The sequence below is a fragment of the Stenotrophomonas sp. 71799_Sma genome (assembly GCF_056482505.1).
The window spans coordinates 225,482-250,010 of the sequence record NZ_CM151202.1; the positions used below are offsets into that span (position 1 = coordinate 225,482).

Here is a 24,529-nt window from a genome sequence, read left to right on the forward strand (position 1 = left end):
CTGCCCATGCGCGTTCTGCTGCTTTCCTCCCTGCTGCTCACCGTCACCGCCTGTACCTGGGTGCCGATCGAACCGGTCGGCAAGGCGACCCGCGTGCTGCCGGCAGGCCCGGTTCCCGCTGGCTGCATCGCCAAGGGCGAGGTGGTGGTGACCGTGAAGAGCAAGGTCGGCTTCTACAACCGCAACCCGCTGCGTGTGCAGGAAGAGCTGGAAACCCTGGCCCGCAACGAGGCCCCGAGCGCAGGCGCCAACGCCGTACAGGCCGCCGCCGCTCCGGCCGATGGCAGCCAGCGCTTTGCCGCATTCCAGTGCCCGCCGCGCTGAATGCTTCACCATACGGCCAAGCCTGAATTCGTAAAGATGCGGTGAAGGCCCCGGGAGTTATAGAATAGCGCCCCCTTTTGCCTGAGCCTTGGCGCTAACCTCGATGCTCTTCAAGAATGTCTCGATCGCCGGCCTGGCACACGTTGATGCGCCGCATACGCTGACGACCAAGGAAATCAACGAGCGGCTGCAGCCGACGCTCGATCGCCTTGGTATCCGCACCGACGTGCTCGGCGATATCGCCGGCATCCATGCCCGCCGCCTGTGGGACAACGGCGTGCTGGCCTCCGACGCCGCCACCATGGCCGGCCGCAAGGCGCTGGAAGACGCAGGCATCAATGCGACGCAGGTCGGCCTGCTGGTCAACACCTCGGTCAGCCGCGACTACCTGGAGCCGTCCACCGCGTCGATCGTCTCCGGCAACCTCGGCGTCAGCGACGAGTGCATGACCTTCGACGTCGCCAATGCCTGCCTGGCCTTCATCAACGGCATGGATATCGCGGCGCGCATGATCGAGCGCGGCGATATCGACTACGCGCTGGTGGTGGACGGCGAGACCGCCAACCTGGTGTACGAGAAGACCCTGGAGCGGATGACCGCGCCGGACGTCACCGCCGACGACTTCCGCAACGAACTGGCGGCGCTGACCACCGGTTCGGGTGCCGCTGCCATGGTCATGGCGCGCTCGGAGCTGGTGCCGGACGCCCCGCGCTACAAGGGCGGCGTGACCCGCTCGGCCACCGAGTGGAACCAGCTGTGCCTGGGCAACCTGGACCGCATGGTCACCGACACCCGCCTGCTGCTGATCGAAGGCATCAAGCTGGCGCAGAAGACCTTCACTGCCGCCAAGATCGCACTCGGCTGGGCCGTGGAAGAGCTGGACCAGTTCGTGATCCACCAGGTCAGCCAGCCGCACACCGCTGCGTTCATCAAGAACTTCGGCATCGACCCGAAGAAGGTCATGACCATCTTCGGCGAGCACGGCAACATCGGCCCGGCCTCGGTGCCGATCGTGCTGAGCAAGCTCAAGCAGCTGGGCAAGCTGAAGAAGGGCGATCGCATCGCGCTTCTGGGCATCGGCTCGGGCCTGAACTGCTCGATGGCTGAAGTGGTCTGGTAAAAAAGTCACCGCTGACCTGCTGCGCGATTGCCTCGCCAATCGCTCGCGACGGACAGCGATGATCTTCCAAGTGTCCAAGGGCCGGTTCTACCGGCCCTTTCTACAGGTGCGATCCGATGTCCCAGCTTCCCGGTTACCCCGCCCACCCGCAGCGCTTCGAGGTCCGCCCCGGCCTGTCGATGAACTATCTCGACGAAGGCCCGCGCGACGGCGAGGTGGTGGTGATGGTGCACGGCAACCCGTCGTGGAGCTATTACTGGCGCACGCTGGTGGCCGGCCTGTCGGACACGTACCGCTGCATCGTGCCGGACCACATCGGCATGGGCCTGTCGGACAAGCCCGATGACAGCCGCTACGAGTACACGCTGCAGTCGCGCGTGGACGATCTCGACGCGCTGCTGAAGCACCTGGGCATCACCGGTCCGGTGACCCTGGCCGTGCATGACTGGGGCGGCATGATCGGTTTCGGCTGGGCGCTGTCGCACCACGACCAGGTGAAGCGCCTGGTGGTGCTCAACACCGCTGCGTTCCCGATGCCGGCGGCGAAGAAGATGCCGTGGCAGATCGCGCTGGGCCGCCACTGGAAGATCGGCGAGTGGATCATCCGCACATTCAACGCCTTCTCGTCCGGTGCCTCGTGGCTGGGCGTGGAGCGGAAGATGCCGGCCGACGTGCGCCGCGCGTACGTGTCGCCGTACAACAGCTACGCCAACCGCATCAGCACCATCCGCTTCATGCAGGACATTCCGCTGTCGCCGGCCGACAAGGCCTGGTCGCTGCTGGAGCGTGCCGGCAAGGCGCTGCCGTCGTTCGCCGACCGCCCGGCCTTCCTCGGCTGGGGCCTGCGCGACTTCGTGTTCGACCATCACTTCCTGAAGGGCTTCCAGGCCGCGCTGCCGCAGGCCCAGGTGCATGCCTTCGAGGACGCCGGGCATTACGTGCTGGAAGACAGGCACGAAGTGCTGGTGCCGGAAATCCGCGCGTTCCTGGACAAGAACCCGATCTGAGGTGTGCCGACCAACGGTCGGCACCCACCGGAAGAGGAAATGGGTAGGTGCCGACCGTTGGTCGGCACACCCGAAGGGTTCATGAGGTTGCCGGCCAGCGGCCGGCACTACCCCTACGCCGCGATCGGCGCCTGCGGTGACGGGCTGTTGCCGTTGTCGTCCGGGTGGTCGTCGTCGTTGCCCGCTTCGTCGCGCCAGCGCCAGTCGGCCAGGGTCAACGGATCCAGGCCATAGGCAATGCGCGCCTTGTCGCACTGCGGGCTGGCCTTGCCGTACTCCCACGATGCATCCACCTCACGGCACACGCTGGGCCGGTTGGGGTGGATGGTGCAGCGTGAATACACGCCGATCTGCGCATCCAGCGCCACGCAGCGTACCGGCTTGGAGTGGGTGCCGCGCATGCACAGGCGATGCGGGTCCAGCACCTCGGTCAGCTGGTGCGGTACGCCGCCGGGGGTGACCTCGTCCGATTCCATCCAGTGGAAGGCCACGCGGTATTGGGTGCAGCAGGCGCCGCAGGTCATGCAGGGATGTTGCATGGGCAAGCCGCCTCGGGCGGCAGTCGGAATCAGGAACGAGGGTGCGGATTTTCCACGAAGTTGGCCGCCGCGCAAGAAATTCCGTAAGCGGCGACAATGAACGGATGAACCGACCCTGCAATATTGCCGCCCGTTTGCCTGAACTGGCGCGTGAACGGCCCGACCAGATCGCCATCCGCTGCCCGGGCCGCCGTGGCGCCGGCAACGGCATGGCCGCCTACGACGTGACCCTGGATTACCGCCAGCTGGACGCCCGCAGCGACGCCATGGCGGCTGGCCTGGCCGGCTACGGGATCGGTCGCGGGGTGCGCACGGTGGTGATGGTGCGGCCGTCGCCGGAGTTCTTCCTGTTGATGTTTGCCCTGTTCAAACTGGGTGCGGTGCCGGTGCTGGTCGACCCGGGCATCGACAAACGCGCGCTGAAGCAGTGCCTGGACGAGGCGCAGCCGGAGGCTTTCATTGGCATTCCGCTGGCACACGTGGCGCGGTTGGCGCTGCGCTGGGCGCCCTCGGCGACCCGCCTGGTCACCGTCGGCCGCCGCCTCGGCTGGGGCGGGACCACGCTGGCCGCGCTGGAGCGCGCCGGTGCCAACGGGGGGGCGATGCTGGCCGCCACCGATGGCGAGGACATGGCCGCGATCCTGTTCACCAGCGGCTCCACCGGCGTGCCCAAGGGCGTGGTCTACCGCCACCGTCATTTCGTCGGCCAGATCCAGCTGCTGGGCAGTGCCTTTGGCATGGAAGCGGGCGGGGTGGACCTGCCGACCTTCCCGCCGTTTGCCTTGTTCGACCCGGCGCTGGGCCTGACCTCGGTGATCCCGGACATGGACCCGACCCGGCCGGCACAGGCCGACCCGGCACGCCTGCATGACGCCATCCAGCGTTTCGGCGTGACCCAACTGTTTGGCTCGCCTGCGCTGATGCGGGTGCTGGCCCGTCACGGCCGGCCGTTGCCGACGGTGACCCGGGTGACCTCGGCCGGTGCGCCGGTGCCGCCGGATGTGGTCGCCACCATCCGCAGCCTGTTGCCGGCCGATGCGCAGTTCTGGACCCCGTACGGCGCCACCGAGTGCCTGCCGGTGGCGGTGGTGGAAGGCCGCGAGCTGGAGCGCACCCGTGCCGCCACCGAGGCCGGTGCCGGTACCTGCGTGGGCAGCGTGGTTGAACCGAATGAGGTGCGCATCATCGCCATCGATGACGCACCGTTGGCCGACTGGTCGCAGGCGCGCGTGCTGGCCACCGGCGAGGTGGGCGAGATCACTGTGGCCGGACCGACCGCTACCGACAGTTACTTCAACCGCCCGCAGGCCACCGCGGCGGCGAAGATCCGCGAGACGCTGGCCGATGGCAGCACGCGCGTGGTGCATCGCATGGGTGACGTGGGGTACTTCGATGCGCAGGGCCGCCTGTGGTTCTGCGGTCGCAAGACCCATCGCGTGGAAACCGCGCAGGGGCCGCTGTACACCGAACAGGTCGAGCCGGTGTTCAACACCGTGCCCGGCGTGGCGCGCACGGCACTGGTTGGCGTTGGCCCGGCGGGTGCGCAGGTGCCGGTGCTGTGCGTGGAACTGCAGCGTGGCCAGAGCGACAGTCCGGCGTTGCGCGAGGCGCTGCGCGCCCAGGCCACCCTGCAATTGCCCGAGGCGAACCTGCAGCACGTACTGATGCATCCCGCGTTCCCCGTCGATATCCGTCACAACGCCAAGATCGGCCGCGAGAAGCTCGCCGTCTGGGCCAGCGCCGAACTGGAGAAGCGCGCATGAAGATCCTGGTCACCGGTGGTGGTGGTTTCCTTGGCCAGGCGCTGTGCCGCGGGCTGGTCGAACGTGGCCACCAGGTGCTGGCGTTCAACCGCAGCCACTACCCGGAACTGCAGGCCATGGGCGTGGGCCAGATCCGTGGCGATCTGGCCGATGCGCAGGCGGTGCTGCATGCGGTGGCCGGCGTCGACGCGGTATTCCACAACGGTGCCAAGGCCGGCGCCTGGGGCAGCTATGACAGCTACCACCAGGCCAACGTGGTCGGCACCGACAACGTCATCGCGGCCTGCCGCGCGCACGGCATCAGTCGCTTGGTCTACACCTCCACGCCCAGCGTGACCCACCGCGCTACCCATCCGGTGGAAGGCCTCGGTGCCGACGACGTGCCGTACGGCGAGGACTTCCAGGCGCCGTATGCGGCCACCAAGGCAATCGCCGAACAGCGCGTGCTGGCCGCCAACGATGCCTCGTTGGCGACGGTGGCACTGCGACCGCGCCTGATCTGGGGCCCGGGCGACCAACAGCTGGTGCCGAGGCTGGCCGAGCGTGCGCGGCAGGGGCGCCTGCGTCTGGTGGGTGATGGCAACAACAAGGTGGATACCACCTACATCGACAATGCCGCGCTCGCGCACTTCCTCGCTTTCGAAGCATTGGCGCCGGGCGCCGCGTGTGCGGGCAAGGCCTACTTCATTTCCAACGGCGAACCACTGCCGATGCGTGAGCTGGTCAACAAGCTGCTGGCCGCCGTTGGTGCGCCGACAGTGGACAAGGCGATCAGCTTCAAGACCGCCTATCGCATCGGTGCGGTCTGCGAGCGGCTGTGGCCGCTGCTGCGCCTGCGTGGCGAGCCACCGCTGACCCGCTTCCTGGCCGAGCAGCTGTGCACGCCGCACTGGTACAGCATGGAGCCGGCGCGCCGTGACTTCGGCTACGTGCCGCAGGTCAGCATTGAAGAAGGGCTGCGCAGGCTGAAGGCTTCATCTGCCGCATAGGTCGCCATCACTGGTTGCACACCGCCAGATCGGGAGGATGGACCCACGCCATCCAACGGCCCGTACATCTGCGAGGAGCGCCATGCTGCATTACGCCGTCATCTTTTTCGTCATCGCCATCATCGCCGCCGTGCTCGGCTTTTCCGGCATCGCCGGTGCCGCCAGCAACATCGCCTGGATCCTGTTCGTGATCTTCCTGGTGCTGGCGGTGATCTCGATGTTCCGCAAGCGCGGCTAGAAGACCGCAGGGTAGTGCCGGCCGCTGGCCGGCACTGTTCTTTCCGGTGGGTGCCGACCGTCGGTCGGCACGCCATCGTCTGGTAGGTGCCTACCTTGGTTGGCACGCCTTTTGTAGAGTCGAACATCGCTCGACGCTACAGAGACACAGAGCGCCTCTACACGGCGCTGTGCAATCCGCGATCGGCTTCATGGCGCTCCAGCGCCAGTTCGATCAGGCGCGTGATCAGCGTGGTGTAGTCCACACCGCTGGCGCCCCACAGCTTCGGGTACATGCTGATGCGGGTGAAGCCCGGCAGCGTGTTGACCTCGTTGATGACGATCTCGCCGTCTGCGGTGAGGAACACATCCACGCGCGCCATGCCCGCACACTCCAGCGCCTGGTAGGCCCGCAGCGCGATCTGCTGGATACGTGCCTGGGTTGCAGCATCGATATCCGCCGGCACCACCACCTCGGCGCCATCCTCGTTGATGTACTTGGTGTCGTAGGCGTAGAACTCGTCGTGTACCACCACCTCGCCGCACAGGCTGGCCTGCGGCTGTTCGTTGCCCAGCACCGCGCACTCGATCTCACGGCCGACCACCGCCGATTCCACCAGCACCTTGTGGTCGTAGCGCAGCGCCAATGCCAGCGCCTCGGCGAAGCCCGCCGCATCCTTGACCTTGCTCACACCCACCGACGAACCCTGGTTGGCCGGCTTCACGAACAACGGCAGGCCGAGCTGCGCGATCACCGCATCGACATCGACGTCAGCGGCCTGGTGACGTCGGATGCACAGCCACGGCGCCACCTGCAGGCCAGCGTCGCGCAACAGGCGCTTGGTCACGTCCTTGTCCATCGCCACCGCCGAGCCCAGCACCGGCGAACCGACGAAGGGCAGGTTCGCCATGCGCAGCAGCCCCTGCAGCGCACCGTCCTCGCCCAGCGGCCCGTGCACGATCGGCAGCACCACATCGATCTGCCCCAGCACACTGGCCGCATCGGAGGGCTGCAGCTGTGCCTGTTCGACACCCGGGCGCACCGCCAACGACTGGCCCGAGCGATGCAGTGCGATGCGCGACGGATCATCGGCATTGATCAGGAAAGTATCCGGCTGGCTCAGATGCCACTGGCCCTGCTTGTCGATACCGACCAGCACCGGCTCGAAGCGCTCGCGATCAAGCGCATCGAGGATGTTCTTCGCCGACTGCAGCGAAACTTCGTGCTCGGAGGACTTGCCCCCGAAGATGATGCCGACCCGGGTCCGTGCCATGGTGTTGCGATGTCCTGTGCGTTGCATGGCCTCATAGCATGAACCTTCATCGGCCCTCCGCGTGAGGCACAGATGAACCAGAAATCCATCCACGCATGGCGTGGATCTAGCGTCCTCCATGGCCCATCAATAGGGGGTCAGAGCCCGTTGCGCAGCAACGGGATCCGACCCCGGATAGCCTGACAGATCGCAGGAACCTGTCGAAGGCGGGGTGGGTCCGGTTGCGGGGGCGTGAGCCGCATGGATGCGGCGACCGAGCTTACAGGGACGTACTTGCAGCGGCCCCCGCAACCGAACCCACCCCGCCTCTCCACAGGAAGCCAGCCTTTGATGTTGCTCTGGCAGTGGCATCTGCGGGTGCCGGGCGGCAGCCCGGCCCAAGCCCCCCACCCACGCAGGTAGAATGCGCACATGGCTCTCTCCCTGCTCAAGTCCCTCAAGCCGGTCGCTGGCCGCGCCCTGCAGATCGCCCTGAACCGCGCGCTGGCGCTGGATCCGGATACCCGCCATGCACTGGCCAGCCTCGACGGCCGGCACATCGACCTGACCCTGGAAGCGCCGTCGCTGGCCATGCGCATCAGCGTCGACGGTGATGCACTGCGGGTCGGCCCGGTGGACGCGCAGGAAGCCGACCTGGCCGTGCGCAGCAGCCTGGCCGGCGTGCTGGCGCAGCTGCCGCTGCTGGCCAACGCACGGCGCGGCGACAACAACGGCAAGGGTCGCGTGCGCGTGGCCGGTGATGCCGAACTGGCGCGTCGCCTGCAGCAGCTGGCCAAGGGCTTCGATCCTGACTGGCAGCAACCGTTCGTCAGCGTGTTCGGCGACGTGCTGGGCGTGCAGGTGGCCAACACCCTGCGCAGCGCCCTGCAGAATGCGCGCCAGGGCGCGATCGACCTGGCCCACAGCGCCGCCGAGTTCATCACCGAGGAATCGCGCGACGTGGTGCCGCGTGCCGAGCTGGATGCCTTCCACGACGATGTGGACGTGCTGCGCGACGACGTCGAACGCCTCGGTGCACGCGTGCAGCGTCTGCGGGGTGCCGCATGAAGGCCGTGCTGCGTGCCAGCCGCATCGGCCGGGTGATCCTGCGTTACCGCCTCGACGACCTGTTGCAGGGCACTCCTGCCGAGCGCTGGCTGCGCCTGGCCAAGCCGTTCGTGCCGCGCGCCTCGGCCGACATCGCCGCTCAGTCGCGCGGTGCACGCCTGCGTCTGGCGCTGCAGGATCTGGGCCCGATCTTCGTAAAGTTCGGCCAGATCCTGTCCACCCGCCGCGACCTGGTGCCGCCGGATGTGGCCAATGAACTGACCCTGCTGCAGGACCGGGTCAAGCCGTTCGATGGTGAGACCGCGCGTCGCATCGTCGAGGAAGCGCTGGGCCTGCCGGTCAGCGAGGCCTTCGCCAGCTTCGATACCGAACCGCTGGCCTCGGCCTCGATCGCGCAGGTGCACGCAGCCACGCTGGCCGATGGCCGCCAGGTGGTGGTCAAGGTGCTGCGCCCGGGCATCGAGAAGCAGATCGACGCCGATATCGCGTTGCTCAATTCGCTGGCTGCCCTGGTCGAGCGCACCCACCCGCGCGCCGAAAAGATCCGCCCGCGCGAAGTGGTGGCCGAAGTCGAGAACACCCTGGCTGCCGAGCTGGACCTGCAGCGCGAAGGCGCCAATGCCAGCGTGCTGCGCCGCTTCTGGGAAAACAGCGACGATCTGTACGTGCCGGAAGTGATCTGGAGCCACACCGCCGAGCGGGCACTGACCCTGGAACGCGTGTGGGGCATCCCGTCCGATGACATCGCCGCACTGGACAAGGCCGGCATCGACCGCAAGGCGCTGGCCGCCAAGGGCGTGCGGGTGTTCTACACCCAGGTGTTCCGCGACAACTTCTTCCACGCCGATGCGCACGCCGGCAACATCTGGGTCGACACCGATCCGGCGCGCCGCGCCAACCCGCGTTTCATCGCGCTGGACTTCGGCATCATGGGCCAGCTCTCGCAGGAAGATCAGTACTACCTGGCCGAGAACTTCATGGCCATCTTCAACCGGGATTACCGCCGCATCGCCGAACTGCACGTGCAGGCGCGCTGGATGCCGGACAACGTGCGCATCGATGACCTCGAGGCCGCCGTGCGTTCGGTGTGCGAGCCGTACTTCACCCGGCCGCTGTCGCAGATCTCGCTGGCCGAAGTGCTGATGAAGCTGTTCCGCGTGGCCCAGCGTTACCAGCTGACCCTGCAGCCGCAGCTGATCCTGCTGCAGAAGACCCTGCTGAACATCGAAGGCGTCGGCCGCCAGCTCGACCCGCAGATCGACATCTGGGCGGTGGCCAAGCCGGTGCTGGCGAAGATCCTGCGCGAGCGTTACAGCCCGCGCCGGGTGGTACGCGAGATCGGCAAGCGCCTGCCGGAAATCATGACCCATGCGCCGGACATGCCGCGCCTGGTGCACGCCTGGCTGACCCAGCAGGTGGAAGGCCGCCACGAACTGTCGATGCGTTCGCGCGACCTGGCCGCACTGGATGCCAGCGTGCAGCGCCTGCAGAAGCATGCGGTCGGCGCGATCACCGGTGTCGGCCTGCTGGCCATCGCTGCACTGATGTATGTGCTGCAGCCGCCGGGCTGGTACTGGGGCGACGTGCCGGCGTGGAGCTGGCTGTCCGGTGCGGTCGGCGCAGTGGCGCTGCTGCGCGCGTGGTGGAAGTAGGCCCCATGCTGCAGGCACTCAAGGACGAACTGATCCGCTTCGGCGCCGACAACGACGCACGCGAAAGCGAGCGCGGCCGACGCATGCTCAACATCACGCCCGACACCGGTGAATTCCTGTCGGTGCTGGTGCGCTTCGGCAACGCTCGCCGGGTGCTGGAAATCGGTACGTCCAACGGCTATTCCACGCTGTGGCTGGCCGAGGCAGCCACAGCCATCGACGGCCACGTGACCACGCTGGAGTACGCCGACGACAAGGTGGCGATGGCGCGAGCCACGTTTGCACGGAGTGGCCTGGGTGATCGCATCAGCCTGGTCCGTGGCGATGCCGGGCTCTGGCTGGCGCAGGCCGCCGATGCCTGCATCGACCTGCTGTTCCTCGATTCGGACCGCGGGCAGTACGCCGGCTGGTGGCCGCAGCTGCGCCGCGTGCTGCGTCCCGGTGGCCTGCTGGTGGTGGACAACGCCACCTCGCATGCGGAAGAGATGCAACCGCTGCGCGTGCTGCTGGACGCTGATCCGGACTTCAGCACCAGCCTGGTGCCGGTGGGCAACGGCGAGCTGTTGGCCGTGCGCAGCGCCTGACCGCTCTACAGGTAGGTGCCAACCTTGGTTGGCACGCGGTTGCCGGCCGCTGGCCGGCAACCGCAGCCATCCGATTGCCCGGAGGCAGCCGGCCAGCGGCCGGCTCTACCCCATTCAGTGCCCAGCCCCGATAATCCTGCCGTGAGCACCGAACCCGATACCCTCGCCGCGGTCGAGACCGACACCGCGCCCCTGCAGCTGCTGCACCTGGATGAGCGCCTGGCCGTGGTCAACAAGCCTGCCGGGCTGATGGTCCACGACAGCAAGCTGGCCCGTGGCGAAGACGACTTCCTGGCCGACCGCCTGCGCGAGCAGCTGGGCCGCCCGATCTTCCTCGTGCATCGCCTGGACCGGGCCACCAGTGGCTGCCTGCTGCTGGGCTTCGACCGCGATACCGCCAGTGCGCTGGGCAAGGCCCTGATGGGCGGCGAAGTGCTGAAGGACTACCTGACGGTCTGCCGGGGCTGGCCGGCCGAGCTCACCTGGCAGGTCGATCATGATCTGGACGGCGGCCCGGGCAAGCCGGTGAAAAAGCCGGCGATCACCGACTTCCAGCGCCTGGCCACCGGCGAGCTGTCGGTGCCGGTCGGTGAATTCACCAGCTCGCGCTACGCACTGCTGCGCTGCCAGCCGCAGACCGGACGCTTCCGGCAGATCCGCCGGCACCTCAAGCACCTCTCGCATCACATGATCGGCGACACCAGCCACGGCGATGGTCGCCACAACCGCATCTTCCGCATGCAGGGCGTGCACCGCATGCTGCTGCACGCCGAGCGCCTGCGCTTCCCGCATCCGGACGGTGGCGCGGTGGACGTGCGTGCGCCGTTGGACGGTGGGTTCCAGAAGGCGCTGGACCTGTTCGGTTGGCAGGTGGATACCGATTGACGGTAGTGCCGGCCGCTGGCCGGCATCTGCGCGATTCCAGATGTAATGGGGAGCCGGCCAGCGGCCGGCACTACCTCATTTCTTTTCCGGCTCGTTGACGATCGCTTCCAGATCCTTCTGCAGGTCCGCAAACAGCGGCTGCATGCGCGCCTGGATCGCGACCATCACGTTCTGCATCAGCGCCGGGGTCTTGTCCAGCAGGCTCTGGCCGGCCGCGCTCTCGTAGAACTCGGCCATCGCCAACACGTCTTCCTTGCTGAAGGTCTTTTTGTACAGGTCCACGTACATCGGCCGCAGCTGCTGCCAGGACAGGGCCTGGCGCAGGGTCTGGCTGGTCCGCGCCTGGATCCGCTTCAGCTGTTCCTGCTGCTGGGCATTGAGCTGGCGCTGTGCGGCTACCTGCTGGAACTGCTGCTGCTGCATCGCCTCGATCTGCGGCAGCATGGTGTCGATCATGCTCTGCGCGCGCGAGGCCGACAGCAGGCGGTTGATGTCGCCATCGGTCGGCGGCGCGGCCAGGGCCGGAACGCTGGCCACGGCCAGCGCCAGCAGCAGGGCGGCGCGGCGCAGCAGGGACGGCAGGGCGGGTACGGTGCGGGTCATGCGGGGCTTCCTGCAGTACATGGGACGGCCAGCATACCCGCAGCCAAGGCGAAGGCGGCGTGTTCGGTACCTGATCGGCGGCATACGGGGCGCGATGCCGCACTCCGGTGCGTGGCTGCCGCTACAATGCGCGGATGGGCAGTGGACCGGTCACCATCAGCGCGCAGCTTGAAATCCCCGACGGCGAGATCGTCGAGCGGTTCGTGCGTGCCAGTGGCGCCGGTGGCCAGAACGTCAACAAGGTCTCCACCGCGGTGGAACTGCGTTTCGATGTGGCCAACTCGCCCTCGTTGCCCGAACCGTTGCGCGCGCGCCTGCTGGCGCGGCGTGACCGGCGCATGACCGGCGAAGGCGTGCTGGTCATCGACGCGCAACGTTTCCGGACCCAGGATCGCAATCGCGAGGATGCGCGCGATCGGCTGGCGGCCTTCATCCAGGCCGGGCTGAGCGTGCCCAAGCCGCGCAAGGCCACCAAGCCGACCCTCGGGTCGAAACTGCGTCGTCTGGACGCCAAACGCGGGCGCGCGCAGATCAAGCGCGGGCGCTCATCACGTGACTGGGAGTGATTGCTTGAACAACCCGACTTCGTTGCTGCCGGCCGTGCCGCCGCAGATGCCGCAGGTCAAACCCAACGCCTTCCTGCGCTGGCTGGCGCGCTGCACCCTGCGCATGGGCGGCTGGAAGGTGACCGGTACCCTGCCTGACATCCCCAGGCTGGTCTTCATCATCGCCCCGCATTCGTCCAACTGGGATGGCCTGTGGGGCATGGCCGCGAAGATCGCGCTGGGCATGAAGGTGAAGGTGCTGGGCAAGGCATCGCTGTTCTGGTGGCCGCTCGGCCCGCTGCTGCACAAGCTGGGTGTGATCCCGCTGGACCGCAGCTCGCCGCAGGGCACCGTCGGCCAGGCCGTGGACCTGCTGCGCAACAACGAGAAGATGTGGTTCGCCATCACGCCCGAGGGCACCCGCAAGGCCGTGAAGGACTGGAAGGCCGGCTTCCTGAAGATCGCGCGGATGGCCGACGTGCCGATCCTGGCCGCGTATTTCCACTACCCGGAGAAGACCATCGGCATCGGCCCGCTGTTCACGCCGACCGGCGATGACGCCGCCGACATGGCCGCCATCCGCGAGTTCTACCGGCCCTGGATCGGCAAGACCCGCGGTACGGTCTGAGCCGGCCGCAGGCTGCCGCATAGACGCCACGTCCGGCACATGCCGGGCGAGCGCGACAGGAGTAGGGTGGAGGGCTGGTATCCCGTACCGTCTGCCCAAGGAGTGTTTTACATGTCGCGTACCGTAGTCCTGGCCGCCGCCATCAGCCTGGCGCTGGCGGCCTGTTCCGGCAAGGAGTCCACCCCCGTGTCCGATGCCCAGAAAGCCCCGGCCCAGCAGCCGGCCGAAGCCTCCACCAATCCGCTGCTGAGCGCCAGCACGCTGCCGTTCCAGGCGCCGCAGTTCGACAAGATCAAGGACAGCGACTACCTGCCGGCGTTCGAAGAAGGCATGCGCCAGCACCTGGCCGACGTGCGCAAGATCGCTGACAGCAGCGAGCCGGCCACCTTCGACAACACCATCGTGGCGATGGAGCGCAGCGGCGAGACGCTGAACCGTGTGTCGCGCATCTTCTTCGGCCTGGTCCAGGCCGATACCAACGATGCGCGCCAGAAGATCCAGGAAGACGTGGCGCCGAAGCTGGCCGCGCACCAGGACGAGATCAACCTCGATCCGAAGCTGTTCGCGCGCGTGAAGTCGCTGTACGACCAGCGTGACACGCTGGAGCTGGACCCGGTGCAGAAGCGCCTGGTCGAGCACTACTACGACGGCCTGGTGCGCGCCGGTGCGCAGCTGTCCGATGCCGACAAGGCGAGTCTGCGCAAGCTCAACGTGGAAGAGACCACCCTTTCCACCCAGTTCCATACCCGCTTGGTGGCCGCCACCGCCGCTGCGGCCGTCGTTGTCGACGACAAGGCCAAGCTGGCCGGCCTGGACGAGGACGCGATCAACAACGCCGCCAACGCCGCCAAGGACCGCAAGCTGGATGGCAAGTTCCTGCTGCCGCTGCAGAACACCACCCAGCAGCCGGTGCTCGGCTCGCTGAGCGACCGCGACCAGCGTGCCGCCGTGCTGAAGGCTTCGGAAACCCGCGCCGAGCGTGGCGATGCCAACGACACCCGGCAGACCGTGCAGCGCCTGGCCCAGCTGCGTGCGCAGAAGGCCAAGCTGCTCGGCTTTGACACCTTCGCCGACTACCAGCTGGGCGACCAGATGGCCAAGACCCCGGCCGCCGCGCTCAAGCTGCTGACCGACACCGTGCCGGCCGCCACCGCCAAGGCGCGCGCCGAGGCCGGCGAGATCCAGAAGGTGATCGACGCGCAGAAGGGTGGTTTCCAGGTCGCTGCCTCGGACTGGGACTTCTACGCCGAGCAGGTGCGCAAGGCCAAGTACGATCTGGACGAGTCGCAGATCAAGCCGTACTTCGAACTGGACAACGTGCTGCAGAACGGCGTCTTCTACGCCGCCACCCAGCTGTACGGCATCACCTTCAAGCCGCGTACCGACATTCCGACCTACAACCCGGACATGAAGGTGTACGAAGTGTTCGACAAGGACGGCACCTCGCTGGCCCTGTTCTACACCGACTACTTCAAGCGTGACAGCAAGTCCGGCGGCGCCTGGATGGACGTGTTCGTCGAGCAGGACGGCCTGACCGGTGCCAAGCCGGTGGTCTACAACGTCTGCAACTTCACCAAGCCGGCCGCCGGCCAGCCTGCGCTGATCAGCTTCGACGACGTGACCACGATGTTCCATGAGTTCGGCCATGCGCTGCACGGCATGTTCTCGAACGTGAAGTACCCGTCGATCGCCGGTACCGCCACCTCGCGTGATTTCGTCGAGTTCCCGTCGCAGTTCAACGAGCACTGGGCGCTGGATCCGAAGGTGTTCGCCAACTACGCCAAGCACTACAAGACCGGCGAGGCGATGCCGCAGGAACTGGTCGACAAGATCCTCAAGGCACGCAGCTTCAACCAGGGTTATGCGACCACCGAGTACCTGTCGGCCGCGCTGCTGGACCTGGCCTGGCATACGCAGAAGGCCGATGCGCCGCTGCAGGATGTCGGCGCCTTTGAAGCCAGTGCGCTGAAGAAGTTCAAGGTCGACCTGCCGCAGGTGCCGCCGCGTTACCGCACCACCTACTTCGACCACATCTGGGGTGGTGGTTACTCGGCCGGTTACTACGCCTACTTCTGGGCCGAAGTGCTGGACCATGACGCCTACCAGTGGTTCACCGAACACGGTGGCCTGACTGCGGCCAATGGCCAGGAGTTCCGCGACAAGATCCTCTCGCGCGGCAACAGCGTGGAGCTGTCGACCCTGTACCGCGATTTCCGCGGCAAGGACCCGTCGGTGGAACCGCTGCTGAAGTTCCGCGGGCTGAAATAAGAAAGCGAAAACGGCGGGGGCAACCCCGCCGTTTTTCTTTGTGTAGCGTCGAGCCATGCTCGACGTTCTTCTGTAGAGCCGAGCCTACGCTCGGCTGCGATTCCCGCCCTTGTAGAGCCGAGCCATGCTCGGCTGCCTTTCGATGAAAAACCAGTCGAGCATGGCTCGACTCTACAAACAACGTTACGTCCCCACGTGCACCCGGTTCGCCTGCTCGGCCAGGCCCAGGTGATCGAGCGCGATATCCAGCGCCAGCACATAACTCTGCGCGCCATACCCAGCAGCGATGCCCAGGCGCTGGCCGACGCCGGCCGGCAGGCACGGCTCGGCCACTGCGCCGTCGTCATGCACTTCCACATAGGCGTTGTGCAGATAGGGCAGTAGCCGCTGCAGGCGCAGGCTGTTGGCACACGCACCCGGATCCAGCAGGGTCACCTCGCCGCGACTGTGATCGGCCACGCGCAGCGCATCCAGCAGTTCCTGTTCCGAACCGCAGGCACGGATCGCCACACTGGTACCGGCGTCGATCGCGCGATGCACCAGCGACTTCAGTACCGGCGCCGGCAGCGGCATTGCTGTGCGGATCAACGCACCGGACGCTTCCGGGCCACGGATGATGAAGATCGACATGGCTCAGCCCTCCTGTGTCAGGCGGCGGCCGACGATGGCCAGCGACAGCGGATAGCCGGCCTGCTGGCTGCGCTGGTCGACCACTACCGCGGCAGGACCATGCTGCAGGCGCAGGCGCGCATCCAGGCCGGGTTCGCTGGGTGACTGCAGTTCGATGTACTGCGCCGGCAGCCGTTCCAGCGCCGCCTGCAGCGCGCCCCCCTCGGCCTGCCATTGCGCCTCGTCGGCCACGCCGACATCCAGCAGCACCCAGTCGGCCGAGCGCGCCTGCGTCTGGCACAGGCACTGGCGCACTTCAGACAGGCTGGCGCAGTCGCTGCACAGCACGCGATGGCCGGCCAACTGTGCCGGCAGCTGCGGACGCGGCGCCGACGAAGATGCGTGGCGGATCACCAGGAGGGTCATACAACACCTTGCGGAATGCGCCCTGCGGCGCGGTGGGCACACGATGCGCGTGGTGGCCGTAAAGGTGCGATGCCCGCTGTCGGGGCGCAGCGTAAAACCTGCGTAACCCGTTTTGTAGAGCCGAGCCCATGCTCGGCTGCCGTTCCGTAGAGTCGAGCTTGCTCGACTGCTCTGCGCCTCAGTCGAGCAAGCTCGACGCTACAAGAGCAAGCCGAGCATGGGCTCGGCTCTACAGGTTCCAAGCGCGGGAACCTCCTGCGCCCGGATGTGGTCTGATAGCGCTACCACTTGCTCGGAGCCTGTCATGGATGCTGTTGCCCGCCCCCCGTTTTCCGAACGCGCGCTGGTCTGGCTGAAGAAGGAGGCGCTGCCGTTGCTGGTGATGCTTGGCCTGCTCGCCGCCGCCCGCGATACCCTCGCCAACCACTACGTGGTGCCCAGCGGCTCGATGCAGCCGACCCTGCAGCCCGGCGACCGGGTGGTGGTGGACATGCGCGCCTATGGCCTGCGCCTGCCGTTCACCGGCAAGGAACTGATGTCGACCGGCGTTCCGCAGCGCGGTGAAGTGGCGGTGTTCGATTCACCGGCCGACGGCACCCGCCTGATCAAGCGCGTGGCTGCAGTGGCCGGTGACCATGTGCAGATGCGCGAGGGCCATCTGAGCATCAACGGCCAGCCGCTGCAGATCGCCGACCTGCAGGACGTGGAAGCCTTCGGCGAGCGCCGTGCCCGCCTCGACCTGGACATGGGCGGCGGTCCGGACATTGCCGACCTGGTGGTACCGGCCGGCAAGGTGCTGGTGCTGGGTGACCACCGCGGCAACAGCTTCGACGGTCGCTTCTTCGGCTTCGTTGACGCCGACAAGCTCTACGGCCGCGCCGTGGCGGTGTACTACCGTCGTGGCGACGGTTTCGAGTGGCAGCGTCTGTAAGCTGAATTGATACTTCTTATGTATCAATCCTGACCTACCAGGTTATGGATCGACTGGATCGACGGGCCTAGTCTGAGGCCCGTTCCCTCCCACGCTTGGCCGCCCCACCGGCCCATCGATCCCATGACTGGCGAAACCGCGGCGGCCGTCGAACGCCGCCCCTCCACCGTCGATTCCATCGCCGAGACCCGCATCCAGCAGGGCACACCGGCCTTCCGCCGCACCGCGCTCGCGTTGTTCCTAGCCGGTTTCTCCACCTTCGGCCTGCTGTACACCGTGCAGCCGCTGCTGCCCGAGTTCAGCCGTCACTTCGGCGTGTCCGCCGCCGGCAGCGCGATGTCGCTGTCGTTGACCACTGGCACGCTGGCGGTGGCGATGCTGCTGGCCGGCCTGCTGTCCGACGCGGTCGGCCGTCGCCCGTTGATGATCGTTGCGCTGTTGGCGTCGGCCATGCTGTCGCTGTGCACCGCGCTAGTGGACGACTGGACCACGCTGCTGGTGCTGCGCACCCTGCTTGGCCTGGCGCTGAGCGGCGTGCCGGCGGTAGCGATGACCTACCTGGTCGAGGAAATGGACAGCCGCGCGCTGGGCCTGGCGATGGGCCTGTACATCGGCGGCAACGCCATCGGTGGCATGAGCGGGCGCCTGCTGGCCGGCATCATCGCCGACCATTGGGGCTGGCGCTGGGGCATCGGCGTGGTCTCGATCATCGCCGTGGCCAGCACCGTGCTGCTGTGGCTGCAGCTGCCACCGTCGCGGCACTTCCATGCACGTCGCGGCGGCCTGCGCCAATTGCCGTCGCGCTGGCGCACGCTGTTCGCCGACCCGGGCCTGCCGTGGCTGTTCGCCACCTCGTTCGTGCTGATGGGCGTGTTCGTCACCCTCTACAACTACCTCGGGTATCACCTGCTGGCGCCGCCGTACCACCTCAGCCAGACCGTGGTCGGGCTGATCTTCAGCGTGTACCTGGTGGGCACCTTCAGTTCGGCGTGGATGGGCCAGCAGGCGACGCGTTACGGGCGCGGGCGCATCCTGTCGATCTCGTTCGCACTGATTGGTGCCGGCATCGCGCTGCTGGCGATGCCGTGGCTGAGCACGATGGCACTCGGTATCGCGCTGGTGACGTTCGGCTTCTTCGGCGGTCACTCCGTGGCCAGCAGCTGGGTCGGCAGCCGCGCCGGCGCGATGCGCGCCGAAGCCTCGGCGCTGTACCTGTTCGCCTACTACCTGGGTTCGAGCGTGCTCGGTGGTGTGGGTGGCCTGGCCTATGCAGCGTGGGACTGGCTGGGCGTGTGCCTGTTCGCCGCCGTGCTGACCCTGATCGGCGGTGGCATCGTCTGGGCGCTGCAGCAGCGCGCGCCGCAGCCGGTGACGGCGTGATCCTGCTCTGGTAGATGCCGACCTTGGTCGGCGCTGTGGCCGTGGGCCAACCAAGGTTGGCCACTACCGGGTGAGTTGCACCTCACCCTTCGGCGAACGCCTCGCGCAGCAGCCCAGCAAAATTGCGGATCAGCGGCGTCACACCCTCGCGGTGCCACGCCAGCTGCACTTCCGAATGCGCCCCGGCATCGGCCATCGCCACGAAGCGCGCGCCTTCCACCCGGATGTGGTCGCACGACGACGGCAGGATCGCTGCGCCCAGGCCTGCGGCGGCCAGACTGATCAGCGTCGATGCCTCGCCCGCCTCCTGCACGATGCGCGGGGTGAATCCCGCCGCCGCACACAGCGCGATCATGTGGTCGTGGATGCCGGCACCGGCACTGCGGCGGAACGCCACGAACGGTTCCTGCGCGAAGTCGCGCAGCGACAACGTGCCCTGCTTCGACAGTCTGCGCAGGGCAGGATGGTCGGCATGCACGATCAACGCCAGCGGATCGACGAACAGGCTGTGCGCCACCAGTTCCGGCGGCAACGCGCGCTTGCGGATGATGCCCACGTCCAGGCTGCCATCGAGCAGTGCATCGATCTGCTGTAGGGTGTTCATCTCGCTCAGCTGCAGCCGCACCTGCGGATAGCGTTGGCGGTACTGCAGGATTGAACGCGGAATCTGCGGCGACAGCGGCGTGGCGCGGGTCAATCCGATGCGCAGCTCACCCTGCTCACCGCGCTGCGCGCGCTGCACCTCGTCCACCGCCGTTTCCACCTGCTGCACGATGGCGCGTGCACGTTCCTGCAGCAGCTCACCGGCAGGCGTCAGCTGCACACGACGATGGCTGCGCACGAACAGGCGCGCACCGATCAGATCTTCCAGCTGGCGGATCTGCTGGCTGAGCGGCGGCTGCGACATGCCCAGCCGCTCCGCCGCCTGTCCGAAGTGCAGCGTATCGGCAACGGCAAGGAAATAGCGCAGGTGGCGGAGTTCGATGGACATGGGGCCAGTCTAGCCAGACCGGCACCGGGCTTGTCGCCTTCTTCGATCGCTTTTCCGCCAGTCGAGCATGGCTCGACTCTACAAAATCCGGTTTCGATCATTTGCAGCGGGGGTCAGAGCCCATTGCGCAGCAACGGGATCCGACCCCGACAGATCGCGGGAATCTGTCAGAGGCGGGACGGCGTGGGTGGGCAGGACCGTTGGCGCCATGGATGGCGCCATCGAGCCCCCATGGACGGGTTTACGGCGTGTCCTGCCCACCCACGCCGCCCCGCCATCCCACGGATAGCCCGCTGTTGCTGTTGCCGGCCAGCGGCCGGCACTACCGCAGGTGCAGGGCGCAGCCCTGCCGCACACCCTCACCGCTCGGAATGCCCGCTCTGGTCGTAATCGCGCGGACTGAACAACTCCGGCTGGATCAGCTCCACAAACGCCCGCGCCTGCGCCGACAGCGCCTTGCCACGCCGCACGATCACCCCGTAACTGCGTTCCGGGAACCAGCGCTTCATCGACCGCGCCGCCAGCCGCTCGCGGTCGGCCTCGTTCAGGCACAGCGCCGGCACGATTGAAATGCCCATGCCCATCGCCACGTACTGCTTGATCACCTCCCAGCCACCCACTTCCAATGCCACGGTGTAGGCGATGCGGTGGCGCTGGAATACCTGGTCGACCAGGCGGTAGGTGATCTGCCGCTTCGGTGGCAGCACCAGCGGAAAACGCGCGATGTCGGCCAGTTCCAGCTCGCCACCGCTGGCCAGCGGATGGTCGTGCGGCGCGATCAGCACCTGCTCGAAACGGTAGGCCGGTGCGTAGCTGAGATCGGCCGGCACATCGGTCATCGAACCGATCGCCAGGTCGGCGGCGTCCTCGCGCAGCAGGTCGGTGCCGTCGGCGCTGATCGCGTTGTGCAGGGTCAGGCGCACGTCCGGATGATGCAGGCGGAAGCGTTCGACGATCTTCGGCAGCAGGTACAGGATGGTCGAGCTGTTGGCGGCGATGTTCAGTTCGCCCGCGTCCAGGCCGCGCACCTTGTCGCGGAAGCGCGCCTCCAGCCCGTCCAGGCTCTCCACCAGTGGCTGCGCCATCTCGTACAGCAGCTGGCCCTCGCGGCTGGGCACCAGGCGGCGCCCGCTGCGTTCGAACAACGGCACCCCCAGCTCTCGCTCCAAGGCCTGCAACTGCAGGCTGATAGCCGGCTGGCTGACGAAAAGCGCCTCAGCCGCCCGTGAGACCGAGCCCAGACGCACCGTCTGGCAGAACGCGCGCAGCGGCTTCAACCGGTCGGATTTGTAGGAAAAACGAGGACTTGGCGAAGGGCGCGTGGTCATGGCGTCACAAGTATTAGCACAAATTATGTAGAGCATTGCAAAAACTGTTTTGCCAAATACTCGGCGCCGACGGCACCGTGGAGGCGTTCCCCCACCGCTGGAGTCGCCCCATGTCCGCCGTCGCTTCCGCTGTTCCCACCCTTGCCGCCAAGGCCACCCCCGGTATCGCCCTGGCGACCCGCGTGGCCGGCCAGGACACCCTGCTGCCGGCGCCGCTGCTGGCCCTGCTGGTGTCGCTGCACCGCGCGGTGGAACCGGGCCGGCAGGCACGGCTGCAGGCCCGTCGGGAGCGTCAGGCGTTCTTCGACCAGGGCGGCCTGCCGGACTTCCGCGAAGACACCACCGCGATCCGCAGCGGCGACTGGCGTGTTGCCCCGCTGCCGACCGCGCTGCAGGACCGTCGCGTCGAGATCACCGGCCCGACCGACCCGAAGATGGTCATCAACGCGCTGAACTCCGGCGCCAAGGTATTCATGGCCGACTTCGAGGATTCGACCTCGCCGACCTGGCGCAACCTGCTGGCCGGGCAGCAGTCGCTGGCCGCCGCGGTGCGTGGCGATCTCGAATACACCGCACCCAATGGAAAGCACTACGCCCTGCGCCCATACGACGAACAGGCGGTGCTGATCGTACGCCCGCGCGGCTGGCACCTGGACGAGAAGCACGTGCGCATCGATGGCCAGTTCATCGCTGGTGGCCTGTTCGACGCGGCGGTGTTCGCCTTCCACAACGCCCGCACCCTGCAGGCCAAGGATCGCGGCCCGTACTTCTACCTGCCCAAGCTGCAGAGCATGGAAGAGGCGGCGCTGTGGGAGACCGCGCTGTCGCACATCGAAGGCATGCTCGGCCTGCCGCACGGCCAGATCAAGGTGACCGTGCTGATCGAAACGCTGCCGGCGGTGTTCGAGATGGACGAGATCCTGCACGCGCTGCGTGACCGCATCGTCGGCCTGAACTGCGGGCGCTGGGACTACATTTTTTCGTACCTGAAGACCTTCCGCCGCCATGCCGACCGCGTGCTGCCCGAACGCGGCCAGGTGACCATGACCCAGCCGTTCCTGAAGGCGTATTCGGAGCTGTTGATCCAGACCTGCCATCGCCGCGGTGCGCATGCGATGGGCGGCATGGCTGCGCAGATTCCGATCAACAACGATGCCGCTGCCAACGAGCAGGCGATGGCCCGCGTGCGTGCTGACAAGCTGCGCGAGGTCACTGCCGGCCACGACGGTACCTGGGTGGCGCACCCGGCGCTGATTCCGGTGGCGATGGCGATCTTCGACGAACACATGCCCACCGCGAACCAGCACAGCGTGCTGCGCCAGGATGTGCGCGTCGGCCGCGACGAACTGATCGCGCGGCCGCCGGGCACCATCACCCGTGCCGGCTTTGAGGGCAACGTGGAAGTCTGCGTGCGCTATCTGGCGGCGTGGCTGGATGGCAACGGCTGCGTGCCGATCCACCACCTGATGGAGGACGCGGCCACCGCCGAGATCAGCCGCAGCCAGCTGTGGCAGTGGCTGCATACGCCGGGCCAGCAGCTGGACGATGGCACTGCGATCGACCTGGTGCTGCTGGATTCCACCCTCTCGCAGCTGCCGGCACGGCTGGGCGATACCGCCGCGCTGCCCGGTGGTGCACGCATCGGCGAGGCCATCGCCCTGCTCGGCGAACTGAGCCGCAGCGAAGAGCTGACTGATTTCCTGACCCTGCCGGCCTACGCGCGCATCGACTGACCGACCGCTCGCAATTCCGCCGTTTCCCTCCCCGCTGCACGCACGAACCGAACTGGAGAAAGACATGAGCAAGCTGCCCACTGCCGAACAGATCCAGCACGACTGGGATACCAACCCGCGTTGGGAAGGCATCCAGCGCAACTACAGCGCCGCTGACGTGGTGCGCCTGCGCGGCACCGTCCACATCGAGCATTCGCTGGCCCGCCTGGGTGCGGAGAAGCTGTGGGCGACGCTGCATGAGCGCGAGTTCGTCAACGCGCTGGGTGCATTGACCGGCAACCAGGCCATGCAGCAGGTCAAGGCGGGCCTGAAGGCGATCTACCTGTCCGGTTGGCAGGTGGCGGCCGACGCCAACCTGGCCGGGCAGATGTACCCGGACCAGTCGCTGTACCCGGCCGATTCGGTGCCGGCGGTAGTCAAGCGCATCAACAACACGCTGCTGCGCGCCGACCAGCTGCACCACGCCGAAGGCAAGGACGACATCGACTTCCTGCAGCCGATCGTGGCCGATGCGGAAGCCGGTTTCGGCGGCGTGCTCAATGCGTTCGAACTGATGAAGGCGATGATCGAGGCCGGTGCCGCTGGCGTGCACTTCGAAGACCAGCTGGCCTCGGTGAAGAAGTGCGGCCACATGGGCGGCAAGGTGCTGGTGCCGACCCGCGAGGCCATCGAGAAGCTCAACGCCGCGCGCCTGGCCGCCGACGTGCTGGGCGTGCCGACCCTGCTGGTGGCGCGTACCGATGCCGAGGCCGCGGATCTGCTGACCAGCGACATCGATGGCAACGACAAGCCGTTCGCCACCGGCGAGCGCACCGTGGAAGGCTTCTACAAGACCCGTAATGGCCTGGACCAGGCGATCAGCCGCGGCCTGGCCTATGCGCCCTATGCCGACCTGGTGTGGTGCGAGACCGGCAAGCCGGACCTGGAATTCGCACGCAAGTTCGCCGAGGCGATCCATGCGAAGTTCCCCGGCAAGCTGCTGGCCTATAACTGCTCGCCCAGCTTCAACTGGAAGAAGAACCTGGACGACGCCACCATCGCCAAGTTCCAGAAGGAGCTGGGCAGCTACGGCTACAAGTTCCAGTTCATCACCCTGGCCGGCTTCCATGCGCTGAACTACGGCATGTTCAATCTGGCCCACGGCTATGCACGTCGACAGATGAGCGCGTTCGTGGAACTACAGGAAGCCGAGTTTGAAGCGGCCGAGCGCGGCTTCACTGCGGTCAAGCATCAGCGTGAGGTTGGCACCGGCTACTTCGATGCGGTGACCCAGGCGATCCAGCAGGGCCAGTCGTCGACCACCGCATTGACCGGTTCGACCGAGGAAGAGCAGTTCCACGGCGGGCGCAGCGAACGCGCGGCGTGATGCGGTAGTGCCGGCCGCTGGCCGGCAACCGCGTGATCCTTCGGGCACCACAGGGAAGCCGGCCAGCGGCCGGCGCTACCGAAGCTTCGGAATCCGATCAGGGTGGCCAGGGAAGGGCCAGACAACGCCGGCCGGTCGGGGGACCTGCCGGCGTTGTTGTATCGATGCAAGGGAGCAGCGCGCAGCCAGCGTCAATCAGGCGCACCCACGCGTGCCGGCAACTTGGCCGAAAGCCTGTGAAATCCAGCATCGGATTGATCCAGCAGGGGTTTTGCCCGGACACCCGTGACCAGAACGGGCCACCACCGATCTTCACATCAA

At 67.1% G+C, this 24,529-nt stretch carries 24 protein-coding genes; 17 read left to right on the forward strand and 7 right to left on the reverse strand.

Features of this window, described 5'->3' with window-relative positions; all coding sequences use genetic code 11:
- The first annotated feature begins 6 nt into the window (after nucleotides 1–6).
- From ACZK4Z_RS00975 to ACZK4Z_RS00985, 3 genes are all read left to right on the forward strand, one after another.
- On the forward strand, nucleotides 7–324 hold the full coding sequence (locus ACZK4Z_RS00975) for a DUF4156 domain-containing protein (RefSeq protein WP_478451128.1): 318 nt from the start codon (nucleotides 7–9) through the stop codon (nucleotides 322–324).
- Nucleotides 325–427: 103 nt separating this feature from the next.
- Nucleotides 428–1,444: a 3-oxoacyl-ACP synthase III gene (locus tag ACZK4Z_RS00980; protein WP_004135358.1), complete on the forward strand. Its 1,017-nt coding sequence runs from the start codon at nucleotides 428–430 to the stop codon at nucleotides 1,442–1,444.
- A gap of 116 nt (nucleotides 1,445–1,560) precedes the next feature.
- Nucleotides 1,561–2,451, forward strand: coding sequence for an alpha/beta fold hydrolase (locus tag ACZK4Z_RS00985; protein ID WP_012509723.1), 891 nt, complete (start codon nucleotides 1,561–1,563; stop codon nucleotides 2,449–2,451).
- A 113-nt stretch (nucleotides 2,452–2,564) separates the two neighbouring features.
- On the opposite strand, the gene ACZK4Z_RS00990 is transcribed toward ACZK4Z_RS00985, so the two are convergent.
- Complete coding sequence (locus ACZK4Z_RS00990) at nucleotides 2,565–2,990, reverse strand: YkgJ family cysteine cluster protein (protein WP_004135417.1); 426 nt, start codon at nucleotides 2,988–2,990, stop codon at nucleotides 2,565–2,567.
- A gap of 104 nt (nucleotides 2,991–3,094) precedes the next feature.
- On the opposite strand from ACZK4Z_RS00990, the gene oleC reads away from it, so the two are divergent.
- The 3 genes from oleC (at nucleotide 3,095) to ACZK4Z_RS01005 (ending at nucleotide 5,980) form a co-directional block, all read left to right on the forward strand.
- A complete protein-coding gene (gene oleC, locus ACZK4Z_RS00995; RefSeq protein WP_125893094.1) occupies nucleotides 3,095–4,753 on the forward strand; it encodes an olefin beta-lactone synthetase in 1,659 nt (552 codons plus the stop codon).
- Nucleotides 4,750–5,742 (forward strand): 2-alkyl-3-oxoalkanoate reductase, encoded by a 993-nt coding sequence (gene oleD / locus ACZK4Z_RS01000; RefSeq protein ID WP_125893096.1) that lies wholly within the window; start codon nucleotides 4,750–4,752, stop codon nucleotides 5,740–5,742. Before oleC ends, oleD begins: the two co-directional genes overlap by 4 nt.
- A gap of 82 nt (nucleotides 5,743–5,824) precedes the next feature.
- Entirely contained in the window at nucleotides 5,825–5,980 is a 156-nt protein-coding gene (locus ACZK4Z_RS01005) for a DUF1328 domain-containing protein (RefSeq protein WP_049429804.1), read from the forward strand.
- Between the two features lie 157 nt (nucleotides 5,981–6,137).
- Here the strand turns inward: ACZK4Z_RS01005 and ddlA are convergent, their stop codons facing one another.
- Nucleotides 6,138–7,232, reverse strand: a complete 1,095-nt coding sequence (gene ddlA / locus ACZK4Z_RS01010) for a D-alanine--D-alanine ligase (protein ID WP_125893098.1) — start codon at nucleotides 7,230–7,232, stop codon at nucleotides 6,138–6,140.
- A gap of 411 nt (nucleotides 7,233–7,643) precedes the next feature.
- On the opposite strand from ddlA, the gene ACZK4Z_RS01015 reads away from it, so the two are divergent.
- From ACZK4Z_RS01015 to ACZK4Z_RS01030, 4 genes are all read left to right on the forward strand, one after another.
- Nucleotides 7,644–8,279 (forward strand): ubiquinone biosynthesis accessory factor UbiJ, encoded by a 636-nt coding sequence (locus ACZK4Z_RS01015; RefSeq protein WP_125895903.1) that lies wholly within the window; start codon nucleotides 7,644–7,646, stop codon nucleotides 8,277–8,279.
- Nucleotides 8,276–9,931 (forward strand): ubiquinone biosynthesis regulatory protein kinase UbiB, encoded by a 1,656-nt coding sequence (gene ubiB, locus ACZK4Z_RS01020; RefSeq protein WP_125895904.1) that lies wholly within the window; start codon nucleotides 8,276–8,278, stop codon nucleotides 9,929–9,931. The genes ACZK4Z_RS01015 and ubiB overlap by 4 nt, the downstream gene beginning before the upstream one ends.
- 5 nt (nucleotides 9,932–9,936) lie before the next feature.
- Nucleotides 9,937–10,515: an O-methyltransferase gene (locus ACZK4Z_RS01025; RefSeq protein WP_125895905.1), complete on the forward strand. Its 579-nt coding sequence runs from the start codon at nucleotides 9,937–9,939 to the stop codon at nucleotides 10,513–10,515.
- A gap of 117 nt (nucleotides 10,516–10,632) precedes the next feature.
- Nucleotides 10,633–11,400 (forward strand): pseudouridine synthase, encoded by a 768-nt coding sequence (locus ACZK4Z_RS01030; RefSeq protein ID WP_428993086.1) that lies wholly within the window; start codon nucleotides 10,633–10,635, stop codon nucleotides 11,398–11,400.
- 75 nt (nucleotides 11,401–11,475) lie between these two features.
- On the opposite strand, the gene ACZK4Z_RS01035 is transcribed toward ACZK4Z_RS01030, so the two are convergent.
- Entirely contained in the window at nucleotides 11,476–12,003 is a 528-nt protein-coding gene (locus ACZK4Z_RS01035) for a DUF2059 domain-containing protein (RefSeq protein ID WP_125895907.1), read from the reverse strand.
- 134 nt (nucleotides 12,004–12,137) lie between these two features.
- Between ACZK4Z_RS01035 and arfB the strand changes: the two genes are divergently transcribed.
- From arfB to dcp, 3 genes are all read left to right on the forward strand, one after another.
- Nucleotides 12,138–12,569: an alternative ribosome rescue aminoacyl-tRNA hydrolase ArfB gene (arfB, locus tag ACZK4Z_RS01040; protein WP_032130467.1), complete on the forward strand. Its 432-nt coding sequence runs from the start codon at nucleotides 12,138–12,140 to the stop codon at nucleotides 12,567–12,569.
- A gap of 46 nt (nucleotides 12,570–12,615) precedes the next feature.
- On the forward strand, nucleotides 12,616–13,176 hold the full coding sequence (locus ACZK4Z_RS01045; RefSeq protein ID WP_223276957.1) for a lysophospholipid acyltransferase family protein: 561 nt from the start codon (nucleotides 12,616–12,618) through the stop codon (nucleotides 13,174–13,176).
- A 111-nt stretch (nucleotides 13,177–13,287) separates the two neighbouring features.
- On the forward strand, nucleotides 13,288–15,444 hold the full coding sequence (gene dcp, locus ACZK4Z_RS01050) for a peptidyl-dipeptidase Dcp (protein ID WP_032130469.1): 2,157 nt from the start codon (nucleotides 13,288–13,290) through the stop codon (nucleotides 15,442–15,444).
- Between the two features lie 183 nt (nucleotides 15,445–15,627).
- Here dcp and ACZK4Z_RS01055 read toward each other — a convergent pair whose 3' ends face one another.
- Both ACZK4Z_RS01055 and ACZK4Z_RS01060 read right to left on the reverse strand, forming a co-directional pair.
- Complete coding sequence (locus ACZK4Z_RS01055) at nucleotides 15,628–16,074, reverse strand: 3-dehydroquinate dehydratase (protein ID WP_032968155.1); 447 nt, start codon at nucleotides 16,072–16,074, stop codon at nucleotides 15,628–15,630.
- 3 nt (nucleotides 16,075–16,077) lie between these two features.
- The gene (locus ACZK4Z_RS01060) at nucleotides 16,078–16,479 is read right to left on the reverse strand and encodes a hypothetical protein (protein WP_125895908.1); all 402 of its coding nucleotides are present in this window, start codon (nucleotides 16,477–16,479) and stop codon (nucleotides 16,078–16,080) included.
- Between the two features lie 304 nt (nucleotides 16,480–16,783).
- Here ACZK4Z_RS01060 and lepB point away from each other — a divergent pair, with 304 nt between their 5' ends.
- Nucleotides 16,784–17,410 (forward strand): signal peptidase I, encoded by a 627-nt coding sequence (lepB, locus tag ACZK4Z_RS01065; protein ID WP_101764712.1) that lies wholly within the window; start codon nucleotides 16,784–16,786, stop codon nucleotides 17,408–17,410.
- Nucleotides 17,411–17,533: 123 nt separating this feature from the next.
- A complete protein-coding gene (locus ACZK4Z_RS01070; RefSeq protein WP_125895909.1) occupies nucleotides 17,534–18,790 on the forward strand; it encodes an MFS transporter in 1,257 nt (418 codons plus the stop codon).
- Between the two features lie 82 nt (nucleotides 18,791–18,872).
- On the opposite strand, the gene ACZK4Z_RS01075 is transcribed toward ACZK4Z_RS01070, so the two are convergent.
- Nucleotides 18,873–19,781: a LysR family transcriptional regulator gene (locus tag ACZK4Z_RS01075; RefSeq protein ID WP_125895910.1), complete on the reverse strand. Its 909-nt coding sequence runs from the start codon at nucleotides 19,779–19,781 to the stop codon at nucleotides 18,873–18,875.
- Nucleotides 19,782–20,140: 359 nt separating this feature from the next.
- The gene (locus ACZK4Z_RS01080) at nucleotides 20,141–21,109 is read right to left on the reverse strand and encodes a LysR family transcriptional regulator (RefSeq protein ID WP_125895444.1); all 969 of its coding nucleotides are present in this window, start codon (nucleotides 21,107–21,109) and stop codon (nucleotides 20,141–20,143) included.
- Nucleotides 21,110–21,219: 110 nt separating this feature from the next.
- Between ACZK4Z_RS01080 and aceB the strand changes: the two genes are divergently transcribed.
- Together aceB and aceA are read left to right on the forward strand one after the other, a co-directional pair.
- Nucleotides 21,220–22,842, forward strand: a complete 1,623-nt coding sequence (aceB, locus tag ACZK4Z_RS01085; RefSeq protein ID WP_125895445.1) for a malate synthase A — start codon at nucleotides 21,220–21,222, stop codon at nucleotides 22,840–22,842.
- A gap of 64 nt (nucleotides 22,843–22,906) precedes the next feature.
- Nucleotides 22,907–24,208, forward strand: coding sequence for an isocitrate lyase (gene aceA / locus ACZK4Z_RS01090; RefSeq protein WP_125895446.1), 1,302 nt, complete (start codon nucleotides 22,907–22,909; stop codon nucleotides 24,206–24,208).
- Nucleotides 24,209–24,529: the final 321 nt, after the last annotated feature.

Coding starts and splice junctions, on each gene's coding strand:
- oleC (WP_125893094.1), top strand. CDS start 3,095: ATGAACCGACCCTGCAATATTGCCGCCCGTTTGCCTGAACTGGCGCGT.
- arfB (WP_032130467.1), top strand. CDS start 12,138: ATGGGCAGTGGACCGGTCACCATCAGCGCGCAGCTTGAAATCCCCGAC.
- ACZK4Z_RS00980 (WP_004135358.1), top strand. CDS start 428: ATGCTCTTCAAGAATGTCTCGATCGCCGGCCTGGCACACGTTGATGCG.
- aceA (WP_125895446.1), top strand. CDS start 22,907: ATGAGCAAGCTGCCCACTGCCGAACAGATCCAGCACGACTGGGATACC.
- ACZK4Z_RS01005 (WP_049429804.1), top strand. CDS start 5,825: ATGCTGCATTACGCCGTCATCTTTTTCGTCATCGCCATCATCGCCGCC.
- ACZK4Z_RS01070 (WP_125895909.1), top strand. CDS start 17,534: ATGACTGGCGAAACCGCGGCGGCCGTCGAACGCCGCCCCTCCACCGTC.
- ddlA (WP_125893098.1), bottom strand. CDS start 7,232: ATGGCACGGACCCGGGTCGGCATCATCTTCGGGGGCAAGTCCTCCGAG.
- ACZK4Z_RS01055 (WP_032968155.1), bottom strand. CDS start 16,074: ATGTCGATCTTCATCATCCGTGGCCCGGAAGCGTCCGGTGCGTTGATC.
- aceB (WP_125895445.1), top strand. CDS start 21,220: ATGTCCGCCGTCGCTTCCGCTGTTCCCACCCTTGCCGCCAAGGCCACC.
- ACZK4Z_RS01075 (WP_125895910.1), bottom strand. CDS start 19,781: ATGTCCATCGAACTCCGCCACCTGCGCTATTTCCTTGCCGTTGCCGAT.
- ACZK4Z_RS01080 (WP_125895444.1), bottom strand. CDS start 21,109: ATGACCACGCGCCCTTCGCCAAGTCCTCGTTTTTCCTACAAATCCGAC.
- ACZK4Z_RS01045 (WP_223276957.1), top strand. CDS start 12,616: ATGCCGCAGGTCAAACCCAACGCCTTCCTGCGCTGGCTGGCGCGCTGC.
- lepB (WP_101764712.1), top strand. CDS start 16,784: ATGGATGCTGTTGCCCGCCCCCCGTTTTCCGAACGCGCGCTGGTCTGG.
- ACZK4Z_RS00985 (WP_012509723.1), top strand. CDS start 1,561: ATGTCCCAGCTTCCCGGTTACCCCGCCCACCCGCAGCGCTTCGAGGTC.
- ACZK4Z_RS01025 (WP_125895905.1), top strand. CDS start 9,937: ATGCTGCAGGCACTCAAGGACGAACTGATCCGCTTCGGCGCCGACAAC.
- ACZK4Z_RS01060 (WP_125895908.1), bottom strand. CDS start 16,479: ATGACCCTCCTGGTGATCCGCCACGCATCTTCGTCGGCGCCGCGTCCG.
- ACZK4Z_RS00975 (WP_478451128.1), top strand. CDS start 7: ATGCGCGTTCTGCTGCTTTCCTCCCTGCTGCTCACCGTCACCGCCTGT.
- ACZK4Z_RS01015 (WP_125895903.1), top strand. CDS start 7,644: ATGGCTCTCTCCCTGCTCAAGTCCCTCAAGCCGGTCGCTGGCCGCGCC.
- ubiB (WP_125895904.1), top strand. CDS start 8,276: ATGAAGGCCGTGCTGCGTGCCAGCCGCATCGGCCGGGTGATCCTGCGT.
- oleD (WP_125893096.1), top strand. CDS start 4,750: ATGAAGATCCTGGTCACCGGTGGTGGTGGTTTCCTTGGCCAGGCGCTG.
- ACZK4Z_RS01035 (WP_125895907.1), bottom strand. CDS start 12,003: ATGACCCGCACCGTACCCGCCCTGCCGTCCCTGCTGCGCCGCGCCGCC.
- ACZK4Z_RS00990 (WP_004135417.1), bottom strand. CDS start 2,990: ATGCAACATCCCTGCATGACCTGCGGCGCCTGCTGCACCCAATACCGC.
- dcp (WP_032130469.1), top strand. CDS start 13,288: ATGTCGCGTACCGTAGTCCTGGCCGCCGCCATCAGCCTGGCGCTGGCG.